Raw genomic sequence first — 15,549 nt, forward strand, 5'->3', positions numbered from 1 at the left:
CTCTAAACTCATTTCATTTTTTCAAAAACATTAAAACTTACTACAATGGCATTCAAAACCCGTTTAAACTTAGGATCAAAAGAATTTGATGTACTACAGTGCAGCTTTTCATTAAATAGAGATGTCGACGCAAAAGGCCGTCCATCATCAGGTGTTTATGGTGGTACCATCCACATCGAAATCGAATCAACCGAAGATACTTCTGTGATCGAATCGATGGTAAACAACCAATATAAGCCACTTTCAGGAACATTGGTTTTCAAAAAAGGCGAAGAAGATGCAAAAATGAAAGAACTGTCTTTCGAAGATGGTTATATCATCCAGTATAACGAGGGTATTGCGGTAAACGACAATACACCAATGACTTTAAGTTTTGTGGTATCGGCCCGTAAGCTAAAGCTGGGCAATGCAGAACACGAAAACGATTGGCCTAAAGCTTAATCGTAATAAAGCCGTTACGGGTTACCTGCTAAAAAGGCTGGTGCTGGTAACGGTTTTTGTGCTTTTAGAGGTGTGATATAAAGAGCTAATTATGGCTACTGATTTAGAATACATTAAGCTATTTAATGCCTGCACAGTTTCTCCGATAAAATCGGTTGAGATCAATCGGATTATTGACGATAAAATAATAAGCAATAAATCAAGATATCAGGCAGTAAGAAATAAACTGCTCAATTTAACCGAGTATACTTACCGCAATGCCTGTTTCGTAAACGAACCCGATGATTTTTTCCTCAAAAGAAATCCAAAAATCGGCAATAGTTTTTTTAGCAGAACATTTTTAGATCATAGTGTTTTCTCTGAAAATACGGGTATTCCCTGGTACTTTATCGCCTGTGTACACTATAGAGAAAGTAATGCTGACTTTACCAAACACCTGCATAATGGCGATCCGCTCAGTGGCTTTACCAGGCAGCATCCTGCTAACAGGCCAAAAATTAACCACGGACCACCATTTACTTTTGAAGAAAGTGCGGTTGATGCCTTAAAATTACGTGGCCTGGATAAAGAAACGGTTTGGTCGCTGCCAAAAGTTTTGTTGCGTTTAGAACAATACAATGGCATAGCAAAAGCCTATCAGAACAATAATATCAACTCGCCTTATCTGTGGGGCGGTTCTAATCTTTATACTAAAGGTGGTTTTCCTCGGGATCATTTTTTTAGTCTCGATTATGTAAATAAACAAATTGGAACAGCTGTAATCTTAAAAGTTATGGAAAATAGAGGATTAATTAATATACCCAGGCAATAGCATGAAAACAACGAGCATTTTATTTTTTTCTATGGTATTCCTGCTGTTTTCTTGCGGTGCAAAGCATGGTGATCAGCAACCAAATGGAATAGATCATGCTGATATAGCTGTAAAGAAGAAGAAAAATGCTGATTCTGCCCAGGCAAGTTCTCTTGAGAAATTGGCTGCAAAAATGGTAGCCTCCAGAGAAAGTTATCTAAATGATGGAAAAACTGAAGCCGAAGAAGTATTTATAAAGGCATTTATCGAGGCCTTAAAACAACCAAAAGCTTTTGAGGCAGATTTTGCTAACCTGAAGAAATACGAGATTAATGTATTAACTGCCAATGATAACAAACTTAGGCTGTTTTATTGGCTTTCTCCCTATTCTGGTACGATGTGGCATGTGCAGAATATTGTTCAGTACCAGGGTGAAGATAACACTTTAACCGCGGTTTTATTTAATAGTCTTTACGAAGATAAAAATGATGAAGGTAGCCCTACGCCTTTTTTTGAGCATATATTTAGCTTAAATACATCACCTCAGAAAACATATCTGCTTACGGGTTATGGGCAAATGGGCGGCACCGAGCCGTATAGTGTATGCCATACGCTAATCATTAACCATTCAAAATTTAGCATTAACAAACCCTTATTTAAATTGGCGAAAGCGAGCAAAACTCAATTGTTTGCATCTGCCATCCTTAAAGAGGATCAGGATAAAGAGAAACTTATGGCACAATTGGCCATGATTTATAACCCTCAGGATAAAACCATCAGCTATCCAGAGGTTAATGAGACTAAAAACGGATCTGTTTTCAGTGGAAAAAGAAATGTTTTAACCTTTCGGGATGGAATGTTCAAGTAATAATCAACCTATTATTTAGCTCGCATGGAAAAGAAATTGATCACCGAAATTAATATAGAAGATAAGGCAATTACCCATTTTGCCTCATTTAGCTTAAAACAAGCTTTTAATGCACATCATTATTTCGAGCTGCGGTTTAATCATGATCAGATGGGTTCGCCGGGGATGATCAGTCTAAACGACAGTCGCGATTTTGTGGGTAAAACCTTAACAGCATCATTTGGCTATGATTCTGGTAGTTTACAGGGTTTTGCTGGTTTGGTAACCAAGGTAGAACTCGCGCAAAGCCATGGATATCACGGTGTACTGATTGTAAGTGGTTACAGTCCAACCATTCTGATCGATCGCGGACCCGATCTGGGTTCTTATCTCGACAAAGATTTAAATACGATCGTAAATCTTGCTACATCGGATGTTCCTTCAAACGATATTAAAATTGTGGCCAATGCAGCCAGAAAAGAACCAATTGACTATTTGATCCAATACCGGGAAAGTGATTTCGATTTTCTGAACAGGTTATCGGGTGAGTACTACGAATGGTTTTATTATGATGGCAAACAGCTAAATTTTGGCAAACCAGACAATCAAAAAGAAATTGCATTGATTTATGGACGCGACGTGCAAAACCTGCAGTACGCCATGGAAATTGCACCGATCAAGAATAAACGTTTCGCCTATAATCCCAAACAGGATGAGATGCTTCAGAGCGAAAGCAGTGGGCAAAGTGATGGATCACCAGATTTAGCACATGCCATACAGGTATCGAATGCCATGTACAGCAAAACTTTTAATCAACCATCACTCATCCGCGTAGATAATAGCAACGACATTAAAAACCATGTGCAGAACGAGGAGAAAGCACACATCAGCGATCTCTTAAAGGTAAATGCCAGTGGCGATAACGCTGCTCTGGGCATAGGGAGTATTGCCGAAATTACGATGAGTATCAGAAAAGAACTATCCTTTTCTACAGAAAGTCTTGGCAAATTCCTTGTCACCACTATTAATCACAATATCGATGGGACAGGTAAATATTACAACACTTTCGAAGGAGTAGTGTCAACAACCGAGCGTCTTTCAGTAAAAAATTACGGTAAGCCCAGTCCTGATATGCAATTGGCAGATGTAATTGATAATGCTGATCCACAAGGACAGGGACGCATTAAAGTAAAGTTTAAATGGGAATGTAAAACCAACGACGTAACCGAGTGGCTACGGGTAATTACACCAGACGCAGGAAGCAGCGATAAAGTGAGTAAAAACAGAGGCTTTGTTTTTATCCCCGAAATTGGCGACCAGGTAGCTTTAACATTCGAGGAAGGCAATATTGCAAGGCCAATTGTATTGGGGTCGGTATTTCATGGCAAAAGTGGTAGCGGAGGTAGTGCCAGCAATAACAGCAAAAGTTTAACTTCTAAAAGTGGACATACTTTAAGTATGGATGATGGCGCGGGTATGATTATGCGGGATAAGGATAGCAATTTTATCGAGCTTGATGGAGCAGGAAAAGCCGTTTTCGAAACAAAAGAATCGATCCTGATTAAATGTGGAGAGAGCAGCATTTTCATGGATAAAACCGGAAAGATCATCATTAAGGGAAAGGATATCTTAACGCTGGGAGAAAACATTGGAAATTCTGCGACAACCAGTATTGGTATTGGTGTAGGACCAGAAGACGGCACACCAACCTCTGGTATTGGTATAGAATCACAAACCTTAGATATTGGTACAAAAACGCTTTCGATGAGCGGCGAAACAGAGGCCAATCTGGCTTCGAAAAAGATTAATGTGGGTGGCGAAAGCGAAACAAATATCAGCAGTGGCAAGATTAATCTAAACTAATTTCGACTTTAAAGTTAATGAATCCGATACAACTGGAACTGTTTAAAATAGATAAACAATGGCAGCAAGTAGTAAGGCGACATCCATCAGAAACCCTGTTCCTTTGCCTTGGTGAGCGGCATGAGGTGAATTTATTCGAATCGTATTTTAAATACCAATTAACGGAAGAAAGCAGGACCAACGATATATTCCTGCTCCATTATCAGGAGTTTCAGAACAAAAATGATTACGGTAAAAGTTTGGTTAAAGAATGGAAAGAGATTTTTGATTTATGGCAGAAGGATACAGGGGCAGGTATTGTTTGGGACGTTGAAACAGGTGAGGGTGATAAAAATTATAAAACCGATGCATATTTCCCAGTTAGGGCTTTAGTACGGTTGTGCAACCTTTACCCCGATTTAAAATTAAAGAAGATATATGTTCAGCTGGCACCAACTACCATTCATGATGTAGCTGGGCTATCCGAATGGATTAACGAATGGTGCAGTGGTGTTAAAGCATTCGATATTCACAATATTAAACTGGTTTTTACCGAACATCACATACACCGCACTTTAAAAAAATTAAAACAGGGAATGGAGTTTAAACTCCATATCGACGTTAGCCAGTTGATGCAAAATGCCGCGGCGCATACCAACCGTGAGAAGAACGATCCTGAAGCTGATTACCAGCAACAGATACTGATTGCCAGTAATTATTTGAGCAAAGGTAAGCACGAGCAGGCTAATGCAGTTTTGGAACGGGCAATTGTTATCGCCCAAAAGCAAGGACTGCACGAGGCAGTAGTGGCCGCTAGGATTATGCTGGCACAGAGTTTAGCTGTAAAAAACAAAAAAAACGAAGCACGCCAACAATACGAACTTGCTTTGGCCCGTGCCGGAGAAAACACACTATTGAGTGCGCATATCCACATGAGCTATGGCAGTTTCTTACTGGCACACTCGGGTAAAGATGAAGCTAAAAAGTACTTCGAAAAGGCAATTAAAATCGCCGAAATTATAGAGAACGATTTTATAGCAATGGAATGTACCCGATTGCTCGGGCAGCTTTCGGAAAGTAAAATAACAGGTTCGGCAAAGGCCATGGGTTATTATTTGAAGTGTTTAGAAATTGCCCGGAAAATGCCGATTGAAAAACGACGGCAAAGTTCGATGGCTTATACCGCATCGATCATGTTAAAAAAATATGGAGAAGAAAGTCCAGAAGGTAAAAAATTAGATATGGATATGCAGCAGGATTATGGCGAAGACTGGAAATCAATGGCCGAAGTACCAAAAAATCACGCCAATCCATTATCATAAAAAATATACGGATGAAAAAAGTAAAAGCAAGTAAACCGAACATGTCAACCGATAGGTCAATCAGCCTATCTGCCAGCTTAACCAAAGCCGAACCTAAAGCTGTTGGTGGCGGCGCTGGCATTACCCCAGGAAGTAACCCTCCTGGAGCAAAAAGTACGTTAAAGCTTTTAAAAGCCAAAAAACCTGCAATGGCCAATACAGCAGTACAACATGTAAGCAAGCATTTTGATGTGGTACTCGCTATCGATTTTCACTGGACAACCATTCCCATTCCTCCGTCTTTCGGTTTTATTCCGTTGCCTTTACCGCATCCGTTTATCGGCATGGTGTTCGATCCAATGGATTACCTGCATTTTAGTATCCCTATTCCTAAATTTGCGCAGGGTTTGATTGGTGCGGCCAGTATCCCAATGGGTGGCTCTATTTATGTACATGGCAGGCATAAAGCCACTACCACCACTACGGTGATGGGAGTTTTGCTCCCGTTTCGGCACATCAGTTCTATTCCCGTATATTTTATAGTAAATATACCTGGTTCGCCACATGAAGGAGAAGTGTATTGGGGCTCTACCACAGTAAAAGGGCAAGGTTCCGAAATGAGCGGGTCTAATCCAGGGCAGGTGCTTACCTGCTGGTGTCCGCCAATGGGCCTAAAACCGCTGCCTACTGTGCCAGGAAAACTTAAGAAAAATCCATTGGCTTATTTCGCTTTTTATAGCGATTTATTGAGTATGTATGTACAGATCAATACTGGTAAGCCTGTATTGGTTGGCGGTACATTTGCACCTCATAATTACACACTGAAAGAATATCTAATGCGTTTTGCAGCCATTGGCATTATGAGGGGGCTCACCAAGTTAGGAGGAGCCTTAGCAAAGGGGGCGTTAAAAGGGGTGAATAAACTCCTCCAGCGGATGTTGGGTAAAACAAACCCGCTATCAAAAAAACTTTGCCATTGGGGTTTGGAGCCTGTAAATTTTGTTACCGGGGCTATGTTTTTCGAATGGACCGATTTCGAACTGCCAGCGGGCAAGGCACTTGCCTGGAATAATGTATGGCGCAGCGATAAACCCTATTCAGGTATGTTAGGCAATCAGGTTTACAATAATTACGATTTATATATTTATCCAGATCCCGAAGCTGGAATTATAGGTTTTAGCCATCCCAGCGAAAATATGGTGATGCCTTTGCCATATATTGAGGCATATTCGGGAAAACAATACGATCGTGCACAGAAAATCTGGATGGAAAGACCTGACGAAAATACCTGGGTGCTAACCATCGATCGGGATATTTATACCTATACCCTTTTTAGTGGTGGGGCTGATGGAGATATCTATCGCATAAGCCATATCGAATATACAAACGGTAACAGCCTTACATTTTATTATCAAAAACAGCTTTTATCTCGTATTGTAGAAAATTCTGGACGGGTGCTCGAAATGCAGCATAACGAAGCAGGTAATGCCATTAAAGCGGTTTACTATCAATATAAAAACACAAGCGATCTGTTGGTGAGTTACGATTACGACCAGCGTGGCAACATGATCAAAGTATACGATCAGACAGGTAAAGCCATTAGCTTTGAATATGATGAGTTTAACCGGGTAATAAAACGGATCAACCGGAATGGAATGGCTTATTTTTGGCAATATGACGAAGAAGGCCGTGTAACCCATACCGAAGGCAGAGATGGCTTTATGAGCGGATCGTTACGTTATTTCCCAGAGGAAGGTTATAACGAAATATACTATCGCGATGGTAAAGTAGAGCGTTATTATTATGATGAAAATGATCTTGTTTACAAAAAGGTTGATGGCATGGGGGGCGAAACCTGGTTTGAGCACGATCGCTACAACGAAGAAAAAATGGTTTCCAGCCCAGAGGGTAAGGTAATCGGATATGAATACGACGATCGTGGAAACATTATTACATATCATACCGCAGATGGCGAGCAGTATCAATATGCGTATGATGAAAATAATAACCTGATATTGCGCAGCGATCCGGCGGGATCAAATGAAACCTGGCTGTATAACGAGCAGAACCAATTGCTTAAGCATGTACAAAAAGACGATCGCATAGTCGATTTTTATTATAAAGAAGGGCAAAAATTACCTGTGTTTTGCCGTGATAATGATGGTCACGAAATCCATTGGACCTATAACGGTTTAAACCAACTGATCGAATCGGTTTCTAGTGAAGGCAACAGCCGCCGCTGGACGTATGATGACTATGGTCGCTTGATTCGTTTTAGTCCAGATAATTACCAAACCACCATTTGGGAACGTGATGAAATGGGGCGTGTAATCTCGGTGAAAGATTTTGGGGAAGAGGCCTTACGCTTCGAATATGATGCCTACGATCTCCCGGTGTATGCCACCGATGGCCGCGAAGAATGGCGTATGACCTATACACCCATGGGTAGCCTTAAAACACAAACAAGAAGCAGTCAATCATCCGGTCAAAATAGCCAGACCCTTCATTTTGCTTATGATAGGTGGGAGAATTTAAAAGCCATTACCAACGAAAAAGGAGAAGAGTATATCTTTTTAAGGGATGCCAATGATAATGTGGTGAAAGAAATCGGTTTTGATGGGCAAGAGCAACAATACATCCGTAATCAGGATGGACAGGTTATCAAAACCATACAGGCCGACGGCCAAGCCATTTATCACAATTACGACTTAAGTGGCCGGTTGGTATATAGCAGCTATGAGGATGGCACTTATGAAGCGTTCCAGTACAACAAACTCGGCTTGCTCGTTACTGCAGAAAACGAACTTTCTTCAGTTAATTTTAAGCGGAATCCTTTGGGCATGGTTACCCAGGAAATACAGGATGGCTACCAGATCAATTACCAATATGATGTTTTTGGCAATCTGACCAGTTTAAAAAGTTCATTAGGGGCCGATATTAAATACGATTATGATGAAATAGGCTATCTGAGTGGTATTGCAGCAAAAAATGGCGCATCAGCAGAGTGGACTGCAACCATTGGCCGTAATAAAAACGGGCAAGAAACCAGTCGCAGTTTAAGCGGCGGGATTAGAGCAACATTCGATTATGATCATGAAGGTCATCCAATCAGTCAGAAGGTTGAAGCCAGTCATTCCATCACCGCTTTTAAGCAATATGCCTGGGGACCGAACGATAAACTGAATAGCTGCTTAAATAGCATTACAGGTGCAAGCATCAATTATAGGTATGATACTTTTGGAAGCCTGTCTTCGGCAAGTTATACTGATGATGGCAAAGTGATCTATAAAAATCCAGATGAAACCGGGAATTTATATAAAACAGCCGATCGCAGCGACAGGCGTTACGATAAAGGCGGTAAACTACTTAAAGATGACCAATGGTATTACCGTTACGATGCCAGAGGCAACCTGGTACAAAAAAGTAAACGTAATATTATCGGTCTGGCAAAAGAGGAGGTTGCTAAACCAGAAGACAATAGCTTATTTGGTAAAAAATTAAGCTGGGGAATGGCTGATCCTGATATTCCCAAAGCTGAAATAATGGATATTTTGGCAGATGCCGAACCCGATTTACCAGAGTGGAAGGAAGGCGACTGGGCTTATGCCTGGGCTGCTAATGGCATGATGAAGGCCGTTAAAAATCCAAATGGTGAGATGATCAGTTTTGAATACGATGCCTTAGGCAGGAGGAAAGCCAAAATTGTTAAAAATACAGTTTACCGGTATCTGTGGGATGGTAATTTACTGTTGCACGAATGGAATTACCCCTTAAGCGAACGGCCAAATTTGGTAGTTAACGAAGATGGCTTGCTTAGTTATGATAAAACAGAACCGCTGGGCGACGATTTAATTACCTGGATATACGATCAGAATAAATTTACACCAAGTGCCAAAATTGTTAATGGCCAATACTACTCCATTATTAGCGATTATTTGGGTACACCTGTTCAGGCTTTTAATGAAGCAGGTAAAAAAGTATGGGATTGCGAACTTGATATTTATGGAAAAATACGTAAGCTTAGCGGTGATAGGGGATTTGTGCCGTTTAGGTATCAGGGCCAATATGAGGATGTAGAAAGCGGGCTTTATTATAATAGGTTTAGGTATTATGACCCGGAAGTTGGGGGGTATATAAGTCAGGACCCTATTGGATTGATTGGCGGTAATCCTACCGTTTATGGGTATGTATTTGATAGTAATTATGAATTAGATGTATTCGGCTTAAAAACCTTTCAACAGGCATTGGGTGATTATGGCGAAAAATGGGTGAAGGAAGCTTTACAAAATTCGAATAAGTATTCCCGTGTATTTCAAGTTCAAAATGCTTCTGGTCACGGTATTGATGTGGTGGGTATGCGCCATGATGGAAAATTTGATATTTTTGAAGTAAAAACCAATATCTCAGGAAATGTAGGTGATTTATCAAGCAGGCAGTTAGATTCTGACTACTTTATAAAAGACATACTCGAGAAAGATAATATTGCTGATTTTGGATTGTCTCGGCAACAAGCTAATAGAATAATGAATAATATTGGAGATAAAAGAGTTGTTGATGTATTTGTTGGCCGAGGAGCGAAGGGTAGATTCAAAGTGAAAAGTGCATTGGTATCTGACTGGGATGAAGTTTCTCGCACTCAAAAAGCTAGAGGCACATGCCGTTAATAAAAAAAAGTTTATGTATAGCACAAAAGGATTCAAAAATTTTTTTCAGAAAGTACTCAAGTCATCACAGGATGAAGAACCATTCATTAAAGAATTTATCGAAGATTTTCTTCATAAAAACACCAGAGCTTTTCAAAATAAAATGGTTGTTTGGGATGAAGAAGAAATAGTAGATTATGATTTATTATATGTACTCTCTGCTTATTCATATCGATTTAAAATTCCAGAGGGAGTGTTAAATTTTATCGAGAACAATAATGACGATGCATTTTTAACCTTATTAAGGGCGTATTTTACTGATCTGTTGCTTCAAACCTATGCTTACAAAACCAATCAATTTGTTAATGGTGTTTTACATACCGATTTGGCATTAAGTACACTCCTCTCATTGAGTTATTTTCCGGATAAGGTCGAGTCTTTAGCTAAGCATTTGTTGAATTTTTTAGAGTCCAATAAAACCAGATTGGAGATTTATCCTCAAAACCTAGATTTTGGTTTTAAAAGCACCTTATATTTGACCTCCGTTTTACTTAATAACGCTGGTCACCCAGCTATTTCTGAAAAGATCACCCATTATCTAAAGCCAACTAATGAGGTATATGAGCTTGCAGGCAAAAATCTGTACTCAACAGACCCACAAGTAGTAAACAAATGGATTGATGGATTAGCTGACTTTCATATAACGAATTGTAAGGACGATTTAACTCTACCTTTTAATCGCGAAAGATGGCAATACTTCCCTATAGAAATTATAGCACTACTACAATTGCGTTCACAAAAAGGCCTGCCAATTGATTTTATTACACATCCATTGTTAAAAGACTTTCTTCCGTTTATAGCACAGCAACTCCCTATTCCATTGGATGAAACAACCCAACAGCTGGAAAAACGCATTTTGGAAAAATAGAAATGATGTGAGAAATTGCCATAGTGGCTGCAACCTAAACTTTATCCTGCAACAACAGCTTGATCACATTTTTCAATGCCGGGTTTCGGTTAGATTCTTTCCAGATCATGTAAAGTTCTGTTCTTTGCGGAATATGGGTAAGCTTTACAAACTTTACGTTTTCCTGATAGCCATATTGCAGGGCAGTTGGTACAATGGCAATGCCCAAACCTTCTTCTACCAGTTTGTAAATGGTGAGCGCATTGACTGATTTGTGGTAGGTTTTGGGTTTAAAGCCGTGATCCTCGCAAATGCTCATCATCACATCATAATAAAAGGGGCTGTCATCGCTCGAGAAAAAGATAAAAGGTTCATCCCCTAATTCTTTTACCGCTTCAAATGAGGCCTTTTTCATAGGATGGTTTTTAGGCAATACCAGCGAAAAAGTATCCTGATGGATCATGTGTTTAGAAATACCGGGTTTAAACTGTTGCATCCTCACAAAGCCCAGGTCGAGCATGTCTTTTTCCAATAGTTCGATTTGTAACTTATTGGGCATTTCATCCAGATTGGTTCTGATTTCCGGAAAATCTTTGTTCAGTTTAAAAATAACCTCTGGTACGATTTTTTGTGCCGCTGAACCTAAAAAACCGATGCGGAGTTCACCCTGTTTGCCCTCATTAATATTGCTGATCTGTTTTTTAATGTTTTCGATATGGCTGAACAGAAAATCTACCTCATCTTTTAGGTACAGGCCTGCTTCAGTAAGTTCTACCTTTTTCTTATTACGATCGAACAACGGGACATTAAAAATTTCCTCCATCTGTTTAATCTGCCGGCTTAGTCCTGGTTGAGAAATAAACAGGCGGTCTGCAGCCTTTCTAAACTTCAACTCCTCGGCCAAAACCTGAAAATATTTTAAATGCCTAAGCTCTATCTGATAACCCATGGTTATTACATGATGATGTAATTGGTATTTATAGGTATCAAATATAGGGCTTATTTTTGCTTAAAACCTTTTTAACATGAGCGAGCAACAGATTTTTAATTACGGAACGGATCATTTAACCGCTAAATTGGCTCTGGCCATTAGCAACGGCGAGATAAAAGGTGTATTAAGCCAGAGCACCCGCGATAAAGTGCTGGAAAGTAGTAAGGTTGTTGAACGAATAGCGGTTTCAGGTAAAGCCGTGTATGGGATTAATACCGGTTTCGGACCGCTGTGTACTTCGATGATTTCGGCGGTTGATACCCGTAAATTACAAGAAAATATTCTGAAAAGCCATGCTGTTGGTGTAGGCGAGCCGATTGATAGTGAAATATCGAAACTGATGTTGGTTTTAAAACTACAGGCCTTAGCTCAGGGATATTCAGGTATTAAAATCGAAACGCTCGATCGAATGATCTGGTTTTTAGAAATCGGCGCAACCCCGGTAGTACCTAAACAAGGTTCTGTTGGCGCTTCTGGCGACCTTGCTCCTTTATCTCACCTCTTTTTGCCTTTAATTGGCTTAGGAAAGGTTCATTACAAAGGCGAAATTCTTGCAACAGCTCAGCTTTTACAAGAATATCAGATGAGTCCGCTGCAGTTAGGTCCAAAAGAAGGTTTGGCCCTCATTAACGGTACCCAGTTTATTGCTGCGCATGCCGTTAAAGTAGTACAGCGATTAGAAAATGTGCTGGCTTCGGCTAATATCATTTCGGCGATGATGATAGAAGGATTACAAGGCTCTGAAAAACCTTTTCATGCGCAGCTTCATCAGCTTAGGCCTTATCCGGCAAATATTGCGGTGGCGGAGCAAATACGTAAACTGTTGCAGGGTTCTGAAATTATGAAATCGCATGCCGATTGTGCCAAAGTACAGGATCCGTATTCGCTAAGGTGTATTCCGCAGGTACACGGCGCTTCCAGAACGGCGTGGATACACTTAAAAGAAGCTTTAGAAATCGAACTGAATTCGGTAACCGATAATCCTGTAATATTTAATGACGATTTAACGATCAGTGGTGGTAATTTTCACGGTCAACCATTGGCCTTACCGCTTGATTATGCCTGTTTAGCTGCCTCGGAAATCGGGAACATCAGCGATCGTAGGATTTACCTTTCTCTGGAAGGAAATACGCCAGGTGTACCTAAGCTCCTGATGAAAGAAACTGGATTAAATTCGGGTTTTATGATCGTTCAATATACCTCAGCGGCTTTGGCCAGCGAAAATAAGGGGCTTTGTTTCCCAGCGAGTGCGGATAGTATTCCAACTTCTTTAGGTCAGGAAGATCATGTGAGTATGGGTTCGATCAGTGGACGTAAAGCCCTTCAGGTGATCGAAAACGTAGAAAAAATCCTGGGGATTGAACTGTTTTGTGCCGCACAGGCCATTGATTATCATCAACCATTAAAACCAGGCAAAATATTGGCTGCGGTACACGATTTTGTGCGCACTGGAATTGATCATTTTGAAGAAGATCAGATTATGTACGATAGGATGGAGAATGCCATTAAAATGGTACAAAAAGGTCAAATTGTCGCCGTTGCAAACGAGGCAGAATCAACATTGGATTAAGCGTTTAAAATTGCAAAACATGGATTTTAAAGTACAGATACTGGCAGGTATTCCTGCAACATTGCCTGCACACAAAAACAGAAATACAGCACTAAGCCATGCGCCTGTAAGAAAGGATGTTTTAAATGCAGATGAAAAAAAACTGAGTATTAAAAATGCTTTGCGTTATTTCCCAAAAGAATGGCACCAAACACTAGCGCAAGAATTTTTAGCTGAACTGGAAAACTATGGACACATTTATATGTACCGTTTTATGCCCGATTATGCCATTTATGCAAGAGATATAAAGGCATATCCGTGTTGTACCATTCATGCTGCGGCAATTATGCTTATGATCCAGAATAATTTAGATCCGGCCATTGCGCAGCACCCTGAGGAGCTGATTACTTATGGTGGAAACGGAAGCGTATTCCAAAACTGGGCACAGTATCTTTTAACGATGCAATACCTGGCTACAATGACCGATCAGCAAACGCTGAATATTTATAGCGGGCATCCGCAGGGATTATTTCCATCAAGTACCGCTGCACCTCGGGTAGTGGTAACCAATGGGATGATGGTGCCGAATTATTCTTCGCCTGAAGACCTGGAAAAGTTTAACGCTTTAGGTGTAACCCAATACGGGCAGATGACGGCAGGTTCGTACATGTATATAGGGCCACAGGGTATTGTTCATGGCACGGCCATTACCTTAATGAATGCTTTCCGTAAAAAGGGTTTTTATGGAAAGGATACTGCAGGTAAAGTTTTTCTTACTGCAGGATTAGGTGGTATGAGCGGCGCACAAACCAAGGCGGGCAATATTGTAGGCTGTATTACGGTGTGTGCTGAGGTAAATTCTAAGGCTGCAACCAAAAGGCATCAACAAGGCTGGGTAGATGAACTGATCGATAATTTGGATGAATTGGTTAACCGTGTGATCGTTGCCCAAAAAGGAAAAGAAACGGTATCTCTGGCGTACATTGGCAATATTGTTGATGTTTGGGAGCGGTTTGATCAAGAAGATATTGAAGTGGCCATTGGTTCTGATCAAACCTCACTGCATAATCCATATTCTGGAGGCTATTATCCGGTAGGTTTAAGTTTTGTTGAAGCAAATGAAATGATGGCCAATGCAGCTGATCGGTTTAAAGTTTATGTTCAGGATTCGCTAAAAAGGCAAGCAACAAGCATTAACAAACATACAGCAAAGGGAACTTATTTTTTCGATTATGGAAATGCCTTTTTGTTGGAATGTAGTAGGGCAGGTGCCGATGTAATGTCGCCAAATGGGGTAGATTTTAGATACCCATCTTATGTAGAAGACATTTTAGGCCCATTGTGTTTCGATTACGGTTTTGGCCCATTTAGGTGGGTTTGTGCCTCAGGTAACGAAAAGGATCTCGATTTAACTGATCACATTGCTAAAGAGGTAATGGAAGAGATTAAAGCTAGTGCCCCAGCAGAAATACAGCAGCAATTGCAGGATAATATCAATTGGATCAGCGCGGCAAAAGAGAATAAATTGGTGGTCGGCTCAAAAGCCCGGATTTTATATGCTGATGCAGAAGGAAGGGCAAAGATTGCCTTACGTTTCAATCAGGCCATCAAAACAGGCGAATTATCTGCGCCAGTTATTCTGGGCAGAGACCATCATGATGTAAGCGGAACAGATTCTCCTTTCAGGGAAACGAGCAATATTTACGATGGAAGCAGATTTACCGCAGACATGGCTATTCATAATGTAATTGGTGATAGTTTTAGGGGCGCTACGTGGGTTTCGGTCCACAATGGTGGTGGCGTTGGTTGGGGAGAAGTAATAAACGGCGGTTTCGGAATGGTATTGGATGGAAGTGAACAAGCTGCTGAAAAATTACAAAACATGCTTTTTTATGATGTAAACAATGGCATTGCCAGAAGAAGCTGGGCACGTAATAAAGAAGCCCGCTTTGCTATCGAACGCGAAATGGAACGGACTGGTACCTTAAAAATTACACTGCCAAATTTGGTTGATGACGAGGTGTTGGATGGATTGAAGATAGGCTAAGTTTTTACCAGAGAGAAAGTGAGAAATACCCAAAGCTTGGAACGTATTCCCTGCGGTTGTCATGCTGAGCGGAGTCGAAGCGTTTTTGATGAATAGTTTAGCCAGGGAAGCACTAGGAAATTTTCGTCATTCCCAACTTGATTGGGAACCACGATTGCTCATCGGAGATAATCGTAATGCAATGCGCTAAG

Annotated in this window: 10 protein-coding genes; 9 read left to right on the top strand and 1 reads right to left on the bottom strand. The window is 40.6% G+C overall.

Annotated features, from left to right (window positions below):
- Positions 1-45 precede the first annotated feature (45 nt).
- The 7 genes from tssD (at position 46) to ACN9MR_RS24400 (ending at position 10,792) form a co-directional block, all read left to right on the top strand.
- Positions 46-441 (top strand): type VI secretion system tube protein TssD, encoded by a 396-nt coding sequence (gene tssD, locus ACN9MR_RS24370; protein ID WP_025141860.1) that lies wholly within the window; start codon positions 46-48, stop codon positions 439-441.
- Positions 442-532: 91 nt separating this feature from the next.
- Complete coding sequence (locus ACN9MR_RS24375) at positions 533-1,252, top strand: hypothetical protein (protein ID WP_426327072.1); 720 nt, start codon at positions 533-535, stop codon at positions 1,250-1,252.
- A 1-nt stretch (position 1,253) separates the two neighbouring features.
- Positions 1,254-2,099, top strand: a complete 846-nt coding sequence (locus ACN9MR_RS24380) for a hypothetical protein (protein WP_426327073.1) — start codon at positions 1,254-1,256, stop codon at positions 2,097-2,099.
- Between the two features lie 24 nt (positions 2,100-2,123).
- On the top strand, positions 2,124-3,941 hold the full coding sequence (locus ACN9MR_RS24385) for a type VI secretion system Vgr family protein (RefSeq protein ID WP_426327074.1): 1,818 nt from the start codon (positions 2,124-2,126) through the stop codon (positions 3,939-3,941).
- A 17-nt stretch (positions 3,942-3,958) separates the two neighbouring features.
- Positions 3,959-5,242: a tetratricopeptide repeat protein gene (locus ACN9MR_RS24390; RefSeq protein WP_426327075.1), complete on the top strand. Its 1,284-nt coding sequence runs from the start codon at positions 3,959-3,961 to the stop codon at positions 5,240-5,242.
- Positions 5,243-5,253: 11 nt separating this feature from the next.
- Positions 5,254-9,885 (top strand): RHS repeat-associated core domain-containing protein, encoded by a 4,632-nt coding sequence (locus ACN9MR_RS24395; protein ID WP_426327076.1) that lies wholly within the window; start codon positions 5,254-5,256, stop codon positions 9,883-9,885.
- A 13-nt stretch (positions 9,886-9,898) separates the two neighbouring features.
- Positions 9,899-10,792, top strand: a complete 894-nt coding sequence (locus ACN9MR_RS24400) for a hypothetical protein (protein WP_426327077.1) — start codon at positions 9,899-9,901, stop codon at positions 10,790-10,792.
- Positions 10,793-10,826: 34 nt separating this feature from the next.
- Here ACN9MR_RS24400 and ACN9MR_RS24405 read toward each other — a convergent pair whose 3' ends face one another.
- Positions 10,827-11,720, bottom strand: coding sequence for a LysR family transcriptional regulator (locus ACN9MR_RS24405; protein ID WP_426327078.1), 894 nt, complete (start codon positions 11,718-11,720; stop codon positions 10,827-10,829).
- A gap of 76 nt (positions 11,721-11,796) precedes the next feature.
- Here ACN9MR_RS24405 and hutH point away from each other — a divergent pair, with 76 nt between their 5' ends.
- Both hutH and ACN9MR_RS24415 read left to right on the top strand, forming a co-directional pair.
- Entirely contained in the window at positions 11,797-13,332 is a 1,536-nt protein-coding gene (hutH, locus tag ACN9MR_RS24410; RefSeq protein ID WP_426327079.1) for a histidine ammonia-lyase, read from the top strand.
- Between the two features lie 19 nt (positions 13,333-13,351).
- Complete coding sequence (locus ACN9MR_RS24415; RefSeq protein ID WP_426327080.1) at positions 13,352-15,358, top strand: urocanate hydratase; 2,007 nt, start codon at positions 13,352-13,354, stop codon at positions 15,356-15,358.
- Positions 15,359-15,549 lie beyond the last annotated feature (191 nt).

It is taken from the genome of Pedobacter sp. R-06, assembly GCF_049913135.1.
Taxonomy (GTDB): Bacteria; Bacteroidota; Bacteroidia; order Sphingobacteriales; family Sphingobacteriaceae; genus Pedobacter.